At 69.1% G+C, this 18555-nt stretch carries 15 protein-coding genes; 13 read left to right on the top strand and 2 right to left on the bottom strand.

Annotated features, from left to right (window positions below; all coding sequences use genetic code 11):
* Positions 1-26: 26 nt before the first annotated feature.
* Genes ACFULV_RS20690 through car form a run of 4 tightly spaced genes read left to right on the top strand, consistent with a single transcriptional unit; the run spans position 27 to position 6360 of the window.
* Positions 27-1325, top strand: a complete 1299-nt coding sequence (locus ACFULV_RS20690) for an aspartate aminotransferase family protein (RefSeq protein ID WP_378658892.1) — start codon at positions 27-29, stop codon at positions 1323-1325.
* On the top strand, positions 1309-2145 hold the full coding sequence (locus ACFULV_RS20695; RefSeq protein ID WP_378658895.1) for a TauD/TfdA family dioxygenase: 837 nt from the start codon (positions 1309-1311) through the stop codon (positions 2143-2145). Before ACFULV_RS20690 ends, ACFULV_RS20695 begins: the two co-directional genes overlap by 17 nt.
* Positions 2142-2897, top strand: coding sequence for an SDR family oxidoreductase (locus ACFULV_RS20700; protein ID WP_378658897.1), 756 nt, complete (start codon positions 2142-2144; stop codon positions 2895-2897). Before ACFULV_RS20695 ends, ACFULV_RS20700 begins: the two co-directional genes overlap by 4 nt.
* 4 nt (positions 2898-2901) lie before the next feature.
* Positions 2902-6360 (top strand): carboxylic acid reductase, encoded by a 3459-nt coding sequence (gene car, locus ACFULV_RS20705; protein ID WP_378658900.1) that lies wholly within the window; start codon positions 2902-2904, stop codon positions 6358-6360.
* Here the strand turns inward: car and ACFULV_RS20710 are convergent.
* Positions 6350-7021, bottom strand: coding sequence for a histidine phosphatase family protein (locus ACFULV_RS20710; RefSeq protein ID WP_378658902.1), 672 nt, complete (start codon positions 7019-7021; stop codon positions 6350-6352). The two genes, car and ACFULV_RS20710, sit on opposite strands and share 11 nt — an antisense overlap.
* A 44-nt stretch (positions 7022-7065) precedes the next feature.
* The gene (locus ACFULV_RS20715) at positions 7066-7944 is read right to left on the bottom strand and encodes a sulfurtransferase (protein ID WP_378629519.1); all 879 of its coding nucleotides are present in this window, start codon (positions 7942-7944) and stop codon (positions 7066-7068) included.
* A 659-nt stretch (positions 7945-8603) separates the two neighbouring features.
* On the opposite strand from ACFULV_RS20715, the gene ACFULV_RS20720 reads away from it, so the two are divergent.
* The 9 genes from ACFULV_RS20720 to fabG all read left to right on the top strand — a co-directional run bounded on the left by ACFULV_RS20720 (position 8604) and on the right by fabG (position 18551).
* On the top strand, positions 8604-9893 hold the full coding sequence (locus tag ACFULV_RS20720) for a LuxR C-terminal-related transcriptional regulator (protein ID WP_378658904.1): 1290 nt from the start codon (positions 8604-8606) through the stop codon (positions 9891-9893).
* 285 nt (positions 9894-10178) lie between these two features.
* Entirely contained in the window at positions 10179-11354 is a 1176-nt protein-coding gene (locus ACFULV_RS20725; RefSeq protein WP_378658907.1) for an acyl-CoA dehydrogenase family protein, read from the top strand.
* A gap of 29 nt (positions 11355-11383) precedes the next feature.
* On the top strand, positions 11384-13138 hold the full coding sequence (locus tag ACFULV_RS20730) for an acetyl/propionyl/methylcrotonyl-CoA carboxylase subunit alpha (RefSeq protein WP_378658909.1): 1755 nt from the start codon (positions 11384-11386) through the stop codon (positions 13136-13138).
* Between the two features lie 20 nt (positions 13139-13158).
* Positions 13159-14613, top strand: coding sequence for an FAD-dependent monooxygenase (locus ACFULV_RS20735; RefSeq protein WP_378658911.1), 1455 nt, complete (start codon positions 13159-13161; stop codon positions 14611-14613).
* A 23-nt stretch (positions 14614-14636) separates the two neighbouring features.
* A complete protein-coding gene (locus ACFULV_RS20740; protein WP_067445797.1) occupies positions 14637-14963 on the top strand; it encodes a TcmI family type II polyketide cyclase in 327 nt (108 codons plus the stop codon).
* Positions 14960-16237, top strand: a complete 1278-nt coding sequence (locus ACFULV_RS20745; RefSeq protein WP_378658914.1) for a beta-ketoacyl-[acyl-carrier-protein] synthase family protein — start codon at positions 14960-14962, stop codon at positions 16235-16237. The genes ACFULV_RS20740 and ACFULV_RS20745 overlap by 4 nt, the downstream gene beginning before the upstream one ends.
* On the top strand, positions 16234-17457 hold the full coding sequence (locus ACFULV_RS20750; protein ID WP_378658917.1) for a ketosynthase chain-length factor: 1224 nt from the start codon (positions 16234-16236) through the stop codon (positions 17455-17457). The genes ACFULV_RS20745 and ACFULV_RS20750 overlap by 4 nt, the downstream gene beginning before the upstream one ends.
* Positions 17458-17471: 14 nt before the next feature.
* A complete protein-coding gene (locus ACFULV_RS20755) occupies positions 17472-17735 on the top strand; it encodes an acyl carrier protein (RefSeq protein WP_056819520.1) in 264 nt (87 codons plus the stop codon).
* Positions 17736-17768: 33 nt separating this feature from the next.
* Positions 17769-18551, top strand: a complete 783-nt coding sequence (fabG, locus tag ACFULV_RS20760; protein WP_378629504.1) for a 3-oxoacyl-ACP reductase FabG — start codon at positions 17769-17771, stop codon at positions 18549-18551.
* Positions 18552-18555 lie beyond the last annotated feature (4 nt).

Here is an 18555-nt window from a genome sequence, read left to right on the forward strand (position 1 = left end):
CCCACATCCCATCGATAGGAGGTCGAATGTCCGAGCTTTCCCCGGTTCTCGCCCAGGCCACTCCCGTCACCGCATGCCGCGGTGAGGGAATGTATCTGTTCGACGCGGCAGGCGAGCAGTATCTCGATTTCACCGCCGGTGTCGGGGTGACCAGCACCGGCCACTGCCATCCCCGCGTGGTGGAGGCCGCGCAACAGCAGGTCGCTCGCTTGATCCACGGCCAGTACACGACGGTCCTGCACGAGCCGCTGCTCGAACTGACCGCGCAGCTCGGCTCGGTGCTGCCGCCCGGTCTGGATTCGCTGTTCTACAGCAATTCCGGCAGTGAGGCGATCGAGGCCGCGGTACGCCTGGCCCGGCACGCCACGGGCAGACCCAACGTGGTCGTCTTCGACGGGTCCTTCCACGGCCGCACGATGGGGGCGGCCGCCCTGACCACCGCCTCGACCCGCTACCGGGCCGGTATCGGGCCGCTGATGCCCGGTGTGGCGGTGGCGCCGTTCCCGGCGGCGTTCCGGCTCGGCCTGAGCGAGGAGGCCGCCGTCGACCACGCGCTGCGCGGTCTCGATCATGTCCTGGCCACCGTGACCGCACCCGCCGAGACCGCCGCGTTGCTCGTCGAACCCGTGCTCGGTGAGGGTGGTTATGTGCCCGCACCGCCGGGATTCCTTGCCGGACTGCGTGCACGGGCCGATCGCCACGGCATGCTGCTGATCCTCGACGAGGTGCAGACCGGGTTCGGCCGGACCGGGAAATTCTGGGCGCATCAGCACGAACCGGATGCGCGCGCCGACATCCTGGTCACCGCCAAGGGGTTGGCGAGCGGGTTCCCGCTCTCGGCCATCGCCGCGTCCACCGAGCTGATGCGCCGGGCCTGGCCGTCCTCGCAGGGCGGAACCTATGGCGGCAATGCGGTGGCCTGCGCGGCCGCCCTGGCGACCTTGGCGGTGATCCGGGACGAGAAGCTGGTCGAGAACGCCGCGGTCCAGGGCGTACGACTACTCGCCGCGATTCGTGCCGACGCGCTGGCCGTCCCCGGTATCGCCGACGTCCGCGGGCTCGGTCTGATGATCGGCATCGAGTTCTGCACGCCCGAGGGCGCGCCGGATCCCGACACCGCCAAGCGCGCGCAGCAGGCCGCCGCGGCGCTGGGACTGTTGCTGCTGACCTGTGGACCCTACGGAAATGTCGTCCGGATGATTCCGGCGCTGGTGGTGACGGGCGACCAGATCGACACCGCGGTCGCGCTGTGGTCGAAGGCCGTCGGCCTCGCGACCGGTGACGGCGCAGAAAGGAACGGGACCAACGATGTCGAACTCCGTTGAGATCAGCTGGGACGCAGCCGAGATCGCCCGCGACCCCGCGGTGTGGTCGCTGCGACTGCCCGGCGACGACCGCGACACCCTCGCCGCGACCGACGACGACGCGGGCAAGGTGCGGACCGCCGTGCACGCCTTCGTCGACGGCGCTATCGAACGGGTGGGGTTCGCCCACATCGCCGATTTCGTCGATCCCGCCGCCTCGGAAGACGACATCACCCGCACGCTGCTGTTCGTGCTCGACGGGATCGGCATGGTCGTTCCGCAGAACGGCGCAGGCGACCTGCGCCAGGTCCTGCGGGATCGCGACGGAGACGGCGCCACCGCACTCGGATTCCATTGCGACACCTGCGATCTGCTGGTCCTGGTGTGTCTGCAACCGGCTGCGGACGGGCAGGGATTCACTCGGCTCGCCGGCGCCCGGCGGGTCAACGACATCCTGGAAGCCGAAGACCGCGAGACTCTTTCGCTGCTGCGTGGCGACTGGACCTACGACCGCACCGGCCGTGCCGGACCGCAGATCGTGGTGTCGCCCATTCTGTTCACCCAGCCCGACGGCACCATCGGCTGCTACTACCAGACCCGAACCGTGCGTGCCTCGCTGAATGCGGACGACCCCGCCGACGCGCCCCGGCTCGCCGCGCTCGACGTACTCGACGAGGTGCTGCACCGCCCCGGCATCGGCTTCGATCTGATGCTGGCTGCGGGCGATCTGCTGATCATCCGCAACAGCCGGGCACTGCACGGTCGATCGCCCTACATCGACCAACCGGGACCGAAAGCGCGCCGCGTGCTGCGGCTGTGGGTGGACAAGGAGAACCGATGAGCACCGAAGATCGCATCGCCCTGGTCACCGGTGGGGGTAGTGGGCTGGGCCGCGCGGCGGCCCTCGCGCTGCTCGCGCAGGGCTGGTCGGTGGCGCTGACCGGCCGTCGCGAAACGGTGCTGAAGGAGACCGCCGACCTCGCGAACGTTCCCGCGAGCCGAGTCCTGGTGGCACCCGCCGACATCACCGATCCCGCCGCGGTCGCCGACCTGTTCACCGGAGTTCAGCGGCATTTCGGCCGCCTGGATCTGCTGTTCAACAACGCCGGGGCGGCGGTACCGCGCTGTCCCATCGAGGACATCCGCGTCGAGGACTGGAATCGCGCACTCGACACCCTCGTCACCGGGGCGTTCCTGTGCGCGCAGCAGGCCTTCCGTGTGATGCGCGCCCAGTCGCCCGGTGGTGGCCGGATCATCAATATGGGCGCGCCGTCCGCGCATGCGCCCAGACCCAATGCCATCGCCTACACGACGGCCAAACACGCGCTGCTCGGCTTGACCAGGGCGCTGTCACTGGACGGGCGCGCGCACGGAATCGCTTGCGGGCAAATAGATGTCGGCAATGTGACGCCGCCCGACGGCAGTGGGCAACCGGCGGCGCGGCAGGCCGACGGCACACTGGCGGTCGAACAGACCATCCCGGCCGAGCGGTTCACCGAGGCGCTGGTGCTGATGGCCTCGATGCCGCTGGACACGAATATCCAATTCCTCGGCGTCTTCCCGACGACGATGCCGTTCGTGGGCAGGGGCTGAGACCATGGGCAGTGCGGGCATTCCGCTGGAACGCCGGATCGAGATCCTGTGCGAGCGCGACGCGCAGGCCAGGGCCGCGCTGCGCGACCCAGAACTCTCGGCGAAGGTTCGACAACCCGCACTGCCGCTGGCTCATCTCGCCGAGACGGTGATGACCGGCTACGGTGATCGTCCCGCCGTCGGGCGGCGGGTCACCGAACTCGCTGTCGACCGTGAGACCGGCTGCCGGACCACACGATTGCTGCCACGATTCGGCACCGTCACCTATCGCGAGCTGTGGGATCGCGTCGGCGCGGTCGCGGCATCCTGGTGGGGCGGGGACTTCGGGCTGCGCCCCGGTGACTTCGTGGCGATCGTCGGGGTCACCGGTGGTGATTACGCGACCCTCGACCTCGCGTGTGTGCATCTGGGCGCGGTGGCAGTTCCGTTGCAGGCCAACGCATCCGGTGGCGAGCTGGCCGCGGTTCTGGCCGAGACCGTGCCGCGCGTCCTCGCGGTGGGAGTGGAGTTCCTCGACCGGGTAGTGGGAAGCGTTCCGGCACAGCGGGTTCCGCGGGCGCTGATCGTCTTCGATGTGAACCCCGGAGACGACGAGCATGCCCGCATTCTCGCCGACGCCCGACGCCGACTGCCCACCGTCGCCGTGCGCACACTCGACGAGATCGTCAGCGCGGGGCGGGCCGAGCCGCCCGCCCCGTTGTTCGGCGGCGACGCCGAATCGATGAGCCTGCTCATCTACACCTCGGGCAGCACCGGAACGCCCAAAGGCGCGATCTACACCCAGCGGCTGGTCGCCAGGATGTGGCTCAACGCCAGTCCGGTGCCCGCCCTCACCCTCGCGTATATGCCGATGAGCCATGTGGCGGCGCGGCTCTCGCTCTACGGCACACTCGGTCGTGGCGGCACCACCTATTGCACGGGGCGTCCCGATCGTTCGACTCTGCTCGACGACCTCGCGCTGGTGCGTCCGACGGAGATCGCTTTCGCGCCGAGGGTCTGTGAACTGCTGCTGCACCGATTCCGCGACGACGTGGACCGGCGCCGAGCAGCGGGCGCGGACCCGGAGCTCGCGCGCGAGACCGCCCTCGACACCCTGCGTCGCGAGGTGCTCGGCGGACGCGCGGTGTACGCTATCTTCGGCAGCGCCCCGATGGCCGCCGAGGCGAAACTGTTCGCCCAGGCCCTGCTCGGCTTCGACCTGCACGACGGGTACGGCGCCACCGAAGCCCTCGACATCCTGCTCGACCACCGCATCCAGCGTCCGCCGGTCTCCGGCTACAAGCTGCTCGACGTGCCCGAGCTCGGCTACTTCACCACCGACCGGCCGCATCCGCGCGGTGAACTGCTGGTGCGCACGTCCACCGCGATCCCGGGCTACTACCGTCAGCCCGAGCTGTCCGCGGCGATCTTCGACGCCGAGGGCTACTACCGCACCGGCGATGTCATGACCGAGATCGCACCCGACCACCTGGTGTATCTCGACCGGCGCAACAACGTGCTCAAGCTGTCCAACGGCGAGTTCGTGACAGTGGCCCGGCTGGAGGCCGTCTACGGGACGAGCCCGCTGATCCGGCAGATCTTCGTCTACGGCTCCAGCGAACGCGCCTACCTTCTCGCGGTGATCGTGCCGACCGACGAAGCCCTGGCCGCCGGGTCGCTGGACTCGGCGCTCGCGGCGGCCCTGCGCGAGGTGGCGTCGGCGACGGGGCTCGCCGCCCACGAGATCCCGCGCGACTTCCTCGTCGAAACACAACCTTTCACCGCCGACAACGGTCTGCTGTCGGGTCTGGGCAAGCTCCTTCGCCCGAAGGTCCGGGAGCGCTACGAGGCGAGGTTGGAGCGGATCTATCGGGACCATGCCGACGACCGGGCGGCCGAACTGCGTGAACTGCGTGCGCGCGCGGCCCAGCTCCCGCTGCTCGAGGTCGTCGTGCGGGCTGCCAAGGCGGTCGTCGGCAGCGCCGAGAAGGATCTGCCCGTCGGGGCGAGTTTCACCGATCTGGGCGGTGATTCGCTGGCTGTCGTGACGTACTCGAGCCTGCTGAGCGAACTGCTCGACGTGGAGTTGCCCGCCGGGCTGCTCACCGGCCCGGGCACGGACTTCGCCGCGATCGCGGAATACGTTCGGCGACAACGACAGCCGGAGTTCGCGCGCCCGAGCTTCGCTGCCGTTCACGGGGACGGCACTGTCCAGGTGCGTGCCGAGGATGTGACGCTGGAGGCGTTTCTCGACCCCGCGACGGTCGCGCGGGCCTGCGCGCTCCCTTCGGTCGCCGACGTCGCCCACACCGTCCTGCTGACCGGTGCGACCGGCTACATCGGGCGTTTCCTGTGTCTGGAATGGCTGCGCCGGCTGGCCGATATCGGTGGCACGCTGATCTGCCTGGTGCGTGGTGCGGACCCGGCGGCGGCGCGATGCCGGCTCGACGATGCCTTCGACAGCGATGCCGATCTACGTGCGGAGTTCCGGGCGCTGGCGTCCCGGCATCTCGAGATCGTTGTCGGCGATATCGCGCAACCCGCTCTCGGCGTGCGCCGTTCGGCCTGGGAGCAGCTCGCTGCGCGGGTCGACCATGTCGTGCATGCCGCAGCCCACGTCAATCATGTTCTCCCGTACCGGCATCTGTTCGACGCGAATGTGGTGGGGACCGCCGAGATCATCCGGCTGGCGTTGACCACCCGCGTCAAGTCGGTCGACTTCCTGTCCACGATCGCGGTCGCCGACTCCTCGGCGCTCGACGAGGACGCCGACATCCGGGTCGCCGCACCCGGTCGCCGCATCGACGACAGCTACGCCAACGGCTACGAGGCAGGAAAGTGGGCGGGGGAGATACTGCTGCGCACGGCCCACGACCGCTGCGGACTCCCGGTGACGGTGTTCCGCTCGAACATGGCCCTGGCACACCGCCAGTACGCCGGTCAGCTCAATGTCGCGGACACCTTCACCCGGCTGCTGGTGAGCCTGGGCGCCACCGGGGTCGCGCCGCGGTCGTTCGTGCGCGGCGGACCCGCACACGATCATTACGACGGGCTTCCGGTCGACTTCACCGCGGTGGCGATCACGGCGCTCGGGGGTGATCCCCGGCCGGATCACCGGATCTTCCATGTCGCCAATCCCCACGACGACGGCGTTTCACTGGACCGGCTGGTGGACTGGCTGATCGAGGCAGGGCTGCCCGTACGGCGGATCGACAGCTACCCGGAGTGGTTCGCCCGGTTCGAAGCGGCACTGACCCGCCTACCCGAACCGCAACGCCGCCGCTCGGTGCTCCCGCTGTTGCAGGCCTATCGGCAACCCGCCGAGCCGCGAAGCGTACTGCCCACCAAGCGGTTTCAGGACGCGCTCCGCGCCGTCGACCTGGCCGTCCCGCACCTCGATCGCGCCCTCATCGGCAAGTATCTCGCCGACTTCCGGACGCTGAACCTGCTGGGGGAGAGCGACAGCGTCCGAGCTACGTCGTGATGTCGCCGAACGGTGGGACATGGTGTCCCCACCGCGTACAGGTCCAGCCGAGGAACTGCGCTGCCGGACTGTAGCGCGGCGTCAGCTCGATCGTCTGGGTGAAGTCGAGGCGTGTGCTCGCCGCGAACGCTGTGGGCACACCGCCGATCGCGCCGGCCGCCAGCCGCATCGCCATACCGTGGCTGACCAGCACCACGTCGGTGCCCGCACTCGGCGTCAGGTACCGCGCGCGCAGGTCCTCGAGCACGGGCAGGAACCGGTCGAGCACGTCGTTGCCCGCTTCGCCGCCAGGAACCGCCAGGTCGAGTTCCCCACCGTGCCACCGTTGATAGGTCTGGTGGAATGCCTGGTGCGCGACATCGGTGTCGACCCACTCGAAGTCGCCGGCCTGCACTTCGTGCACACCGTCCAGCACGGTCACCGGACCTCCGGTGAGCGACTCGATCTGCTCGGCGGTCTGGCGGGCCCGCAACGCCGCCGAGCAGAACAGTCGTGGCGAACCGGCGACGGCAGCTCCGAACCGTGCAGCCTGCGCCGTGCCGCGTTCGGTGAGAGGCGGTCCGGGAACACGAGTTTCGAGCCGCTTGCCGACATTGCCGTGCGACTCGCCATGGCGCACCATGACCAGCTTCCCCGTTAAACCCTGTCCACCGTTGTCCATGCCTCTATGTTCGGGCACGCGCGGTCTCGACCGGAGCTGTTGGATCAACCAGGCTGCTCGCCGACGACCAGAGGCAGCGTGGGGTCGGCGGTCCACGCGGTCAGGGATCCGTCGTAGACGGAGACATCCTCGCGCCCGACGAGGGCCAACGCGTGGGCGACCCCCGTTGCCGCGACGCCTCCGCCGCAGTAGGTGACGGGCGTGATCGCTGGATCGAGCAGACCGGTGGCAGCGAACAAGGCCCGCAGTTGCTCGAGCGGGCGCAGTGCGCCGGTCGCCGGGTCGCGGATCTGGTCGACCGGGAGGTTGATGCTTCCAGGGATGTGGCCGGGTCGAGCGAAAACGTCTGTCTCGCCGCGATAGGTCGCGGCGTCGAGGACGCCCACGAGCAGGAACTTGTCATCGGCTATCGCCGCCTCGACCTCGCCGGTGGACCGGATGAGGCCGGGCCGGCGGCGGGCGGTGAAGGTGGCCGGTACGGGTGTCACCGGGGAGTTCGAAACCTCGGCGCCCGCCGCCCGCCATGCGGGAAGGCCGCCGTCGAGGACCGCGACGTCGTCGAAACCCTCCAGGCGCAAGTGCCACCACAATCGGGTGGCCCAGATTCCGTCGTGCTGGTCGTAGACCACGACGCGCACACCGTCGCCGATGCCGATCGCGCCGGCGGCCGCGGCGAAACGCTCCGATTCCGGTGCGGTGCACGGCTGATCGGACGCGGGATCGGCGAAGTCGGTGAGCAGGTCGGCGAACACGGCGCCCGGGACATGGGCTGCCGCGTACGCGGTGCGCCCCGACTCGAGGGTGAATGTTCCGTCGTCGAGCACGGTGAAATCGGTGCTCGCGTCCACGACCAGCAGGTCGGGCTCGCCCTGCTGGTCGCGAAGCCACGAGACGGACACCGTGTGGGGGACGGTCTGCCCCATGTAGACCTCCGATTGCACTGGTGGGCACTGGATTCCGAATCTAGCGAGCACCGCCGGGCTCGCACCAGACCACCGATCTGCGTGAGTGAAACCAGTGTCCTCCCGGGCCACCGAGTTGAACTCGTGGATACAGTTTCCTGGCCTTCCGAGATGACATCGTTGAACTATCCCGTTACCGTTGAACATCGAGACTGTTCGATGAGACGAGGAGGCTACTCGCCCGGCTCCAGTCGCGCCGGGCTGTGGGCGAGCCCCGGTTCGAGGTCTGCGCCAAGGCCTCTCGGTGGCATCCATCCCACTGCGCGTACGATTACCATCACATTCCGTGTTATGGCAATGCTCGATCGTGTTCGGGTAATAGCCTGTGCGAGTCGGTAATTCACGATGTGATCTGCAAGAGATAAGATCATCGCATTCATATGTTGAACATCACTCTGAATTGCGCTGTGTCGCTGGTACTTTGACAACCGGGGGGATTTTCGCGGCCTTCGACGGCGTGGTCGTGGAAGCTCGGCTCGCTGCACCAGGGAGACTTCATGACCGATCATCCTGTGTCCCGCTCGGAAGGCCTATCGGCCCCGAGCGTAATGAATGTTATGTCGGAACGTCAGAAAGTGTTGTCGATCAGAACACCCCGAAACTCGGGGTGCGCCGAGCCGGTGAGATGTGGTCACGCGGAATCGACGTGGTGTGAACGCCGAGACTCCCGGCTCACCGACAAGGTCGACTATCTGTCCGGCGTCGGCCGGGCCGAGGCCCGCCGCCGTTTCGGCGATGCCGACACCCTGTGCGGCGGCGTACAGAACATGCTTTTCGTGCACTGCGGAGTTCTGGACCGGGAGACCATCGTCCGGCGATCGGAACTCGTGCTCGACGCCGAATCCGACGAGCCCGACCCGGGGTGTCTGTGGCTGGCTCTGCTGGCCCTGGTCTACGCGGACCGATGCGCCGAGGCCGCGGCGTACTGCACTCGGCTGCTGTCCGGCGGACGCGGCGAGATCTCGTTTCGCCTCTTCGAAGCGCTGACGCTCGTTCGCGCCAGGATCGATGCGCAGTGCGGTCGCCCCGCCGCGGCGATCGCGGCGATGGAGCCGCTGCTGCGTCGCGGTGTGTCACCCGCGCTGCGCGGCATCGCGCTGGCCTGGCTCGTCGAGGCGCTGGTTCAGGTCGGCGACCTGAGCAGTGCCCGGTGTCTGTTCGAGGACCGGATGAGCGCGGTGGACGCGATGCCCGACCACGCGCACGTCCTCGCCGCCCGCGGTGCGCTGCATCGCGCCGAAGGCGAGCTCGAGCGCAGCCTGGCGGACTACCTGGCCTGCGGAAAGGTGTTGACCGCGCTGAATGTGGCCAATCCGGCGATCGTTCCGTGGCGTTCCCGCGCCGCGCTGGTGGCGGCCGCGCTCGGCCGCTGCGACCTCGCGGCGGCACTGGCCGACGACGAGCTCGCCGCAGCCCGGCGCTGGGGCTCACCGGGGGCGGTGGGACGGGCCCTGCACGCGGTCGGCATGGCGCGGCGCGACAGTCGGTCGGTGGGCGCGCTCGAACGTGCCGTAGAGCTGCTCGAACTCGCTGAAGCACGCTATGAGCTGATGGGCGCACTCTGTGATCTGGGACAGTTGCACGCGGTCGAGGGTGATGTGGAGCGATCGCGCAGGGCTGTCACGGCGGCCACCGAGCTCGCGGCCGCCGCCGGAAGCGGCCCCGTACTGCAGCGCGCGGGCTCGGTCCTCGGCGCATTGGACACCCAGCATCGAGAGACCGGCTTGACCAGGCAGGAGCGCAAGATCGCCGGCCTCGCGGTGCGTGGACTCAGCAACAAGGAAATCGCCGAGCAGTTGTTCCTGACGGTGCGTACCGTCGAGTTCCACCTGTCCAATGTGTACCGGAAACTCGGTATCGCGGGTCGGCGTCAACTGGCCGGGGTAATGAATGCGCAGGAGTGCGCGTGAGGTAGTTTCCGGTAGTCGAATTACTCGGACGGCAGTCGTGTTCCGCACGACTGCCGTCTTTTGTGCGTGTGCCATCGGTCCCGAACCCGTTGCCCTGGTGATGATCCTGTGGTTTCCCCGGGGAGAACCTACGGGTCGACCGTAGAGTCGTTCCGCAGCTCTTGAATCGTCGCCGAATTATGTGCGAGATTTTCGGTGATCGGTGAGCAGCGTTGTCGCCGAATAATTCTCGAACTTCTCCGATACCGCTTCGGTATTCACGATATTCGGCGAGAGGAATCGACCATGTCTACCAACCCGTCCCGTGAGGAACTCGTCGAGCGTGCCACGAAGCTGGCGCCGCTATTGCGTTCGCGGGCTCGCTGGATCGACGAGAACCGTCGCCTGCCCGACGATGTCATCGACGCGATCGAGGAATCCGAGCTGCTGAACATGCAGGTTCCCGCGCAGTACGGCGGCTACGAATCCAGCACCCGGGATTTCGTGGACGTGCTCGCCGAGGTCGCCCGCGGCAACACCTCGGTGGCGTTCTGCCTGTCGATCTACGCCTCGCTCACCTGGATGACGGCGCTGTGGCCCGATGCCGCGCTCGACGAGGTCTTCGCGACACCGAACGTGCGGATCTCGGGCACGACCGCACCCACCGGTACCGCGACGAAGGTCGACGGCGGGTGGGTACTGAACGGCACATGGCGCTTCAACAGCGGTGTGCTGCACGCACACTGGAAAGTCACCGTAGCGCTGCCGACCGAGCCCGGCGCCGCGCCGGTACCGATCTTCGCCCTGGTGCCGACCGCTGATCTGCGGATCGTCGACGACTGGTACACCTCCGGGCTGGAAGGCTCCGGCAGCGTCTCGACGGTGGCCGAGAACGTGTTCGTGCCCGAGCACCGGGTGATCACCGGCGAGGACTTCTACCAGAACCGGTCCAAGTCGGCAGTCAACGTGCTCAAGCCGCAGTACGCGGCGCCGGTGCTGGTGCCCGTCACCGCGATCCAGACCGGTCAGCTGGTCGGCGCGGCACGGGCGGCGCTGGCGGCGTTCGTCGAACGGCTGCCCGGTCGGCCCATCACCTACACCGACTACCCCAGCCAGCTCGACGCTCCGGTCACCCATCTGCAGGTCGGTGAGGCAGCCCTGCTGATCGAGGACGCCGAGACACGGGCGCGCGCGTTCGCCGACGTGATCGACGCGAAAGCCGCGGCGAACGAGGCATGGACCGAACAGGAACGGGTCTGGTCACGCGTGCAGATCGGCTGGGTGGCCCACCAGGCCAAGGCCGCGGTGGAGATCCTGGCACAGGCCAGTGGCGGCTCCTCGATCCAGCGCGACGTGCCGATCGCGCGCCTACAGCGCGATGTCCACGCGACCTCGCTGCACGCGATGATCACACCCAGCGTGAACATCGAGCTCTACGGCCGTTCGCTGGTCGGCCTGCCGCCCAACACCGTCTACCTGTGACCGTGACGAAGCGACAGGGAGCAGCGACCATGCGCAAGGTACTCATCGCCAATCGGGGCGAGATCGCGGTCCGCGTCGTGCGCGCGTGCCGCGACGAAGGATTGGCCGCGGTCGCGGTCTACGCCGAACCCGACCGGGACGCACCGCATGTGCGGCTCGCCGACGAGGCCTACGCGCTGGGCGGGGACACCCCGGCGACCAGCTACCTCGACGCCGCGAAACTGCTGCGCGCCGCGGCCGCCGCCGGAGCGGACGCGGTGCACCCCGGCTACGGATTCCTCTCCGAGGACGCCGATTTCGCGCAGGCCGTGCTCGATGCCGGTCTCATCTGGATCGGCCCGCCGCCCGCGGCGATCCGTGCGCTCGGTGACAAAGTGTCGGCCCGGCGGATCGCCGAGGCGGTCGGCGCGCCACTCGTGCCGGGCACGCGGGACCCGATCGCCGGCGCGGCCGAAGCGGTCGACTTCGCCGACCGGCACGGACTGCCGATCGCGATCAAAGCCGCTCACGGTGGCGGTGGTCGCGGGTTGCGGGTCGTGCGCGACCGCGCGGAGATCGCCGAACTGTTCGACGCCGCGGTGCGCGAGGCCACCGCCGCCTTCGGGCGTGGGGAGTGCTTCGTGGAGCGCTACCTCGAGCAGCCGCGCCATGTGGAAACTCAGTGTCTCGCTGATGCTTTCGGGCACGTCGTGGTGGTGTCGACCAGGGACTGCTCGTTGCAGCGCCGCCACCAGAAGCTGGTAGAGGAGGCGCCCGCGCCGTTCCTCACCGATACCCAACGCGACGAGCTGTACCGGGCCTCGAAGGCGATCCTGTCGCAGGCGGGGTACGTAGGCGCGGGCACCTGCGAATTCCTGATCGGGCGCGACGGGACGCTGTCGTTCCTCGAGGTGAACACCCGGCTACAGGTCGAACATCCCGTGAGCGAGGAAGTGACCGGCATCGACCTGGTGCGGGAGATGTTCCGGATCGCCCGGGGCGAACCTCTGGGCTACGACGACCCACCGGCGCGTGGACACTCCATGGAGTTCCGTATCAACGCCGAGGACCCGGGGCGCGGCTTCCTGCCCGCGCCGGGCACGGTGACGACGTTCGCCGCACCCTCGGGTCCGGGGGTGCGGGTCGACACCGGCGTGGAGCAGGGATCGGTGATCGGCCCGGCCTGGGACTCGTTGCTGGCCAAGGTGATCGTCACCGGCGCCGACCGTGATCAAGCGCTGGCACGGTCGCGCCGGGTGCTCGCCGAGCTCACCGTGGACGGCGTCGCGACGACGCTGCCGTTCCACCGCGCGGTGCTCGACGACCCCGCCTTCACCGGCGCGCCGTTCACCGTGCACACCCGCTGGATCGAGACCGGCTTCGACAACCGCATCGCCGCGCAGGACGTCGCGGGAGAGGCGGCGCCCGAACCTCAGCGGGAGACGGTGGTCGTGGAGATCAGCGGCCGGCGACTCGAAGTGTCGCTGCCCGCGCCCGACCGCGTCGGTACCGCACTCGTGGCGCCGCGCCGAAGTAGCCGCGCCGGGCACGGTGGGCGCGGCGGGGCAACCTCTGACGCGCTGGTAGCGCCGATGCAGGGAACTGTCGTGAAAATCGCTGTGGCAGAAGGGCAATGGGTCGACACCGGTGACCTCGTCGCCGTCATCGAGGCCATGAAGATGGAACAGCCGCTCACCGCCCACCGCGCGGGCGTCGTGCGCGAACTGACCGCCACCGTCGGCACGACGGTGAGCTCCGGCACCACGCTGTGCCGACTCGACGACTCCGGAAGTCATGCGGCATGAACGGAATTCAGGAGGTAACCATGGACGCTGCTGTCATCGTGGCAGGCGCGGGACCGACCGGTCTGGCACTGGCCGGGGAACTGCGGCTGGCGGGCGTCGACGTGATCGTCGTCGACCGGCTGCCCGCCCGCACCGGGGAATCGCGCGGCATCGGGTTGACCCTGCGCACCACCGAAGTGCTCGACCAGCGCGGACTGCTCGGCCGCTTCGGCGCGGTGGAGACCGGTTCGGCGGGGCATTTCGGCGGGATTCCACTCGACCTCACGGTCCTCGGCGCACCGCTGCAAGCGCCACGCGTCGTGCCCCAGTCGACGACCGAAGCGGTGTTGGAGGGCTGGGCGCGTGAGCTGGGCGCCGACATCCGGCGCGGACACGAAGTCGTCGGGCTCGACAGCGACGCCGACGGCGTCACCGTGCACTTCGCGGAGCACGCGCCGTTGCGTGCCGGCTATCTCGTCGGCGCCGACGGCGGCCGCAGCGTGGTGCGCAAGGCGGCCGGGTTCGACTTCCCCGGCACCCCGGCTACCACCGAACTGCTGCTCGCCGATGTCCGCGGGGTGGAGATCGCGCCGCGGATGATCGGCCAGCAGGTATCCGGCGGCATGGTGATGAGCGCCCCGCTGCCCGGCGGCGCATACCGGATCATCGTCGGCGAACGCGGCGCCGCACCCCGGCGGCGCACCGGCCCACCGGATTTCGCCGAGGTCGCCGACGTGTGGAAGCGGCTGACCGATGTCGACATCTCCCACGCGGAACCGGTCTGGGTGAGCGCCTTCGGTGACGCCGCGCGTCTGGTCACCGAATATCGGCGGGGGCGGGTGCTGCTCGCGGGCGACGCGGCGCACGTGCACCTGCCCGCGGGCGGGCAGGGCATGAACACCGGCATCCAGGACGCGGTGAACCTCGGCTGGAAACTCGCCGCGGTGAGCCGCGGCAGGGCACCAGCTACCCTGCTCGACACCTACCACGGGGAACGTCACCCGGTCGGACAGCGGTTGCTGGCCAACACCAAGGCGCAGAGCCTGTTCATCCTCGGCGGCGAGGAGGTCGGGCCACTGCGTGAGGTGCTGCGCGAACTCGTCGCCTACCCGGAGGTGGAACGGCACCTCGCGGCCAGGGTCACCGGACTCGACATCCGCTACGACGTGGGCAACGGGTCTCATCCGCTGCTGGGTGCGCGGCTGCCACGGCGCAGGCTCACGCGCGGCGCGCACGCCACCGACACCGCCGCCCTGCTGCGGCCGGGCCGTGGCGTTCTGCTCGACCTCACCGACAACCCGGCGCTGCGCCACCGGGCCCAGCCGTGGACCGACCGCATCGACGTGGTCACCGCGACGGCGACCGAACCCATCGACGCCGACGCGCGCACCACCGCGCTGCTGGTGCGGCCCGACGGCCATGTGGCCTGGGTCGCCCCCGGCACGCACAACGACCTGCCGACCGCCCTGGACCGCTGGTTCGGGCCGGCCCGATGAACATCCGAGAGAAGGGGAAGTCAATGTTCAGCACACTGATCGTGGCCCGCATGGACCTCGCGTCCGCGGGCGATGTCGCCGGACTGTTCCGGGAATTCGACACCACCGAGCTGCCGCACCGGATGGGCACGCGCCGCCGCCAGCTCTTCCACTACCGCGGCCTGTACTTCCACCTGCAGGACTTCGACGAGGACAACGGCGGCGAACGGATCGAGGACGCCAAGACCGACGACCGCTTCGTGCGGATCAGTCAGGATCTCAAGCCGTTCATCGAGGCCTACGACCCGAAGACCTGGCGCTCACCGGCGGACGCGATGGCGCACCGCTTCTACGACTGGAACGCGCGATGAGCGGGCCCGAACGTCGCGTGGTGATCACCGGCGTCGGTGTGTCCGCCCCCGGCGGGGTGGGAACGAAGAGCTTCTGGGACCTGATCTCCAACGGCCGCACCGCGACCGGACGGATCTCGCTGTTCGATCCGGCGCCGTTCCGGTCCCAGGTGGCCGCCGAGATCGACTTCGACCCCGAATTACACGGCCTGACCCCGCAGGAGATCCGGCGGATGGACCGCGCGGCGCAGCTGGCAGTCGTCAGTGCCCGCGAGGCGGTCGCCGACAGCGGGCTCGAGTTCGACGATATCGACCCGTTCCGGACCGGTGTCACCATCGGCAGCGCGGTGGGCGCCACGATGGGCCTCGATGAGGAGTACCGCACCGTCAGTGATGGTGGGCGGCTGGAACTGGTCGATCACAACTACGCGGTGCCGCACCTCTACAACTACTTCGTCCCGAGTTCGTTCGCGACCGAAGTGGCCTGGGCGGTCGGCGCGCAGGGACCGTCGACCGTGGTGTCCACCGGGTGCACTTCCGGTCTGGACGCGGTCGGCTACGCCGCGGAAGTGCTGCGCGAAGGTGGCGCGGACGTGATGATCGCCGGCGCCACCGATGCCCCGATCAGCCCGATCACGGTGGCCTGCTTCGACGCGATCAAGGCGACCACCCCGCGCAACGACGATCCCGCACACGCGTCGCGGCCCTTCGACGCCAGCCGCAACGGCTTCGTCCTCGGCGAGGGCGCGGCGGTGTTCGTGCTCGAGGAACTGGAGAGCGCGCGCAAACGCGGCGCGACCATCTACGCCGAGCTGGCCGGACACGCCACCCGTTCCAATGCCTTCCACATGACCGGTCTGCGCCCGGACGGCAAGGAGATGGCCGAGGCGATTCGCACCGCACTCGGTCAGGCACGGATCGACGGCACCGAGATCGACTACATCAACGCGCACGGTTCGGGTACCAAACAGAACGACCGGCACGAGACCGCCGCGGTCAAACGCGTTCTCGGCGATCACGCGTATCGCACGCCGATGAGCTCGATCAAGTCGATGGTCGGGCATTCGCTCGGCGCGATCGGGTCGATCGAGATCGCGGCGTCGGTGCTGGCGTTGGTCAACAACGTGGTCCCGCCCACGGCGAACCTGCACAATCCCGACCCCGAATGCGATCTGGACTACGTGCCGTTGACCGCGCGCGACCACAAGGTCGACGTGGTGCTGTCGGTGGGCAGCGGGTTCGGTGGGTTCCAGAGCGCGGTCGTGCTCGCCGATCCCTTCCGGAGCCGACGATGAGCGCCGCGGTGGTGACCGGGCTCGGCGTCGCCGCGCCGACCGGTCTGGGCCTGGAAGAGTATTGGCGTACCACGTTGGCCGGGCAATCCGGGATCCGCCGGGTCACCCGGTTCGACCCCGAGTCCTATCCCGCGCAATTGGCCGGGGAGATCACCGGATTCGAGGCCGAGGAGTACCTGCCGGGCAGGCTGTTGCCGCAGACCGACCGGATGACGCGGCTGGCTCTGGTGAGCGCGGACTGGGCCTTCGCCGACGCCGGCGTGCGACCCGACGAACTGCCCGACTACGCCGCGGGTGTGATCACCGCCAGCAGTTCCGGTGGGTTCGAGTTCGGGCAGAACGAACTGCGCGCCCTGTGGAGCAAGGGCGGCGAGTACGTGAGCGCCTACCAGTCCTTCGCCTGGTTCTACGCGGTCAACAGCGGACAGATCTCCATCCGCAACGGACTGCGCGGGCCGAGCAGTGTGGTGGTCAGCGACCAGGCCGGTGGGCTGGACGCGGTGGCCCAGGCGCGCAGGCAGATCCGGCGCGGTACCTCGCTGGTGGTGACCGGCGCGGTCGACGCCTCGATCTGCCCGTGGGGGTGGGTGGCACAGCTGGCGGGCGGCGGATTGAGCACCGTCACCGACCCGGACCGCGCCTACCTGCCGTTCGACGCGCAAGCAGGCGGCTACGTCCCCGGTGAGGGTGGCGCGCTGCTGGTCCTCGAAGACGCCGAGCACGCCAGACAACGCGATGCGCCGCAGATCTACGGCGAGATCGCCGGGCACGCGGCGACCGTCGACCCACGTCCCGACGGTCCGGGTGAGCCCGGATTGCGCAGGGCGATCGAACGCGCCCTCGGCGACGCGGGGATCACGCCCGCCGAGATCGACGTCGTCTTCGCCGACGCCGCGGGGATCGCCGAACTCGACCGGATCGAGGTCGACGCCCTGGTCGCGGTGTTCGGTGCGCGCGCTGTGCCGGTGACCGCACCGAAAACCATGACGGGACGGCTCTATTCGGGTGCGGCGCCGCTGGATCTGGCCGCCGCCTTCCTGTCGATCCGCGACGGCGTGATCCCGCCGACCATCGGCACCGACCTCGCCGCGCACTACCAGCTCGACCTGGTCACCGAGGCCAGGCCCGCACCCGTGCGGACCGCGCTCGTGCTCGCCCGCGGTGCGGGCGGGTTCAACTCCGCCATGGTCGTGCGCGGCCCCGAACACCTTCGCCCCTGAGGAAAGGAAAGCCCGTGTCGACATCGTTCACACTCGACGATCTACGCCGCATCCTGCGAGAAGGCAGCGGCGACAGCCCCGGCCTCGACGGCGAATTCGCCGACATCGAGTTCGAAGACCTCGGCTACGAGTCGCTGGCGCTGCTCGAGACCACCGGCCGGATCAAGCGCGAATTCGGCGTCACCCTCGATGACGACGCCGTCGTCGCCGTGACCACGCCGCGCGCGCTGGTCGACCTGGTCAACGAACAGCTGCTCGAAGCGCCACAGCCAAGCTGAGCGCGAAACCGACTGCCCGACAGGAGAACAGACATGACCAACGACGACAAGGTAGCCCTGGTCACCGGCGCCACCAGCGGCATCGGACTGGCCTCGGCCCGTCAGCTGGCCGGGCAGGGACACCGGGTGTTCCTGTGCGCACGCAACAAGGAAGCCGTCGCCGACACCGTCGCACAATTGCGGGGCGAGGGCTTCGACGTGGACGGCACCACCGCCGATGTCCGTGCGGCCGAGGACATCTCGGCGTTCGTACGGGCCGCGGTCGACCGGTACGGCCCGGTGGACGTGCTGGTCAACAACGCGGGCCGCTCCGGCGGCGGCGTGACGGCCGACCTCACCGAGGAACTGTGGTCCGACGTGATCGCGACCAACCTCAACAGCGTGTTCCTGGCCAGCCGTGAGGTACTCACCACCGGCGGCATGCGAGACAAACAGCGCGGCCGCATCATCAACATCGCCTCGACGGCGGGCAAGCAGGGCGTGGTGCTCGGGGCACCGTACTCGGCGTCCAAGCACGGCGTCGTCGGGTTCACCAAGGCGCTCGGCAACGAGCTGGCCCCGACCGGGATCACGGTCAACGCCGTGTGCCCCGGTTACGTGGAAACGCCGATGGCGCAACGGGTTCGGTCCGGCTACGCCGCGGCCTACGACACCACCGAGGACGCCATCCTCACCAAGTTCCAGGCCAAGATCCCGCTCGGCCGCTACTCCACCCCCGAAGAGGTGGCCGGCCTGGTCGGCTACCTGGCGTCCGATCTGGCCGCCTCCATCACCGCGCAGGCGCTCAACGTCTGCGGCGGACTCGGCAACTTCTGATTCC

The organism is Nocardia sp. NPDC057272 (assembly GCF_042668615.1).
GTDB lineage: Bacteria > Actinomycetota > Actinomycetes > Mycobacteriales > Mycobacteriaceae > Nocardia.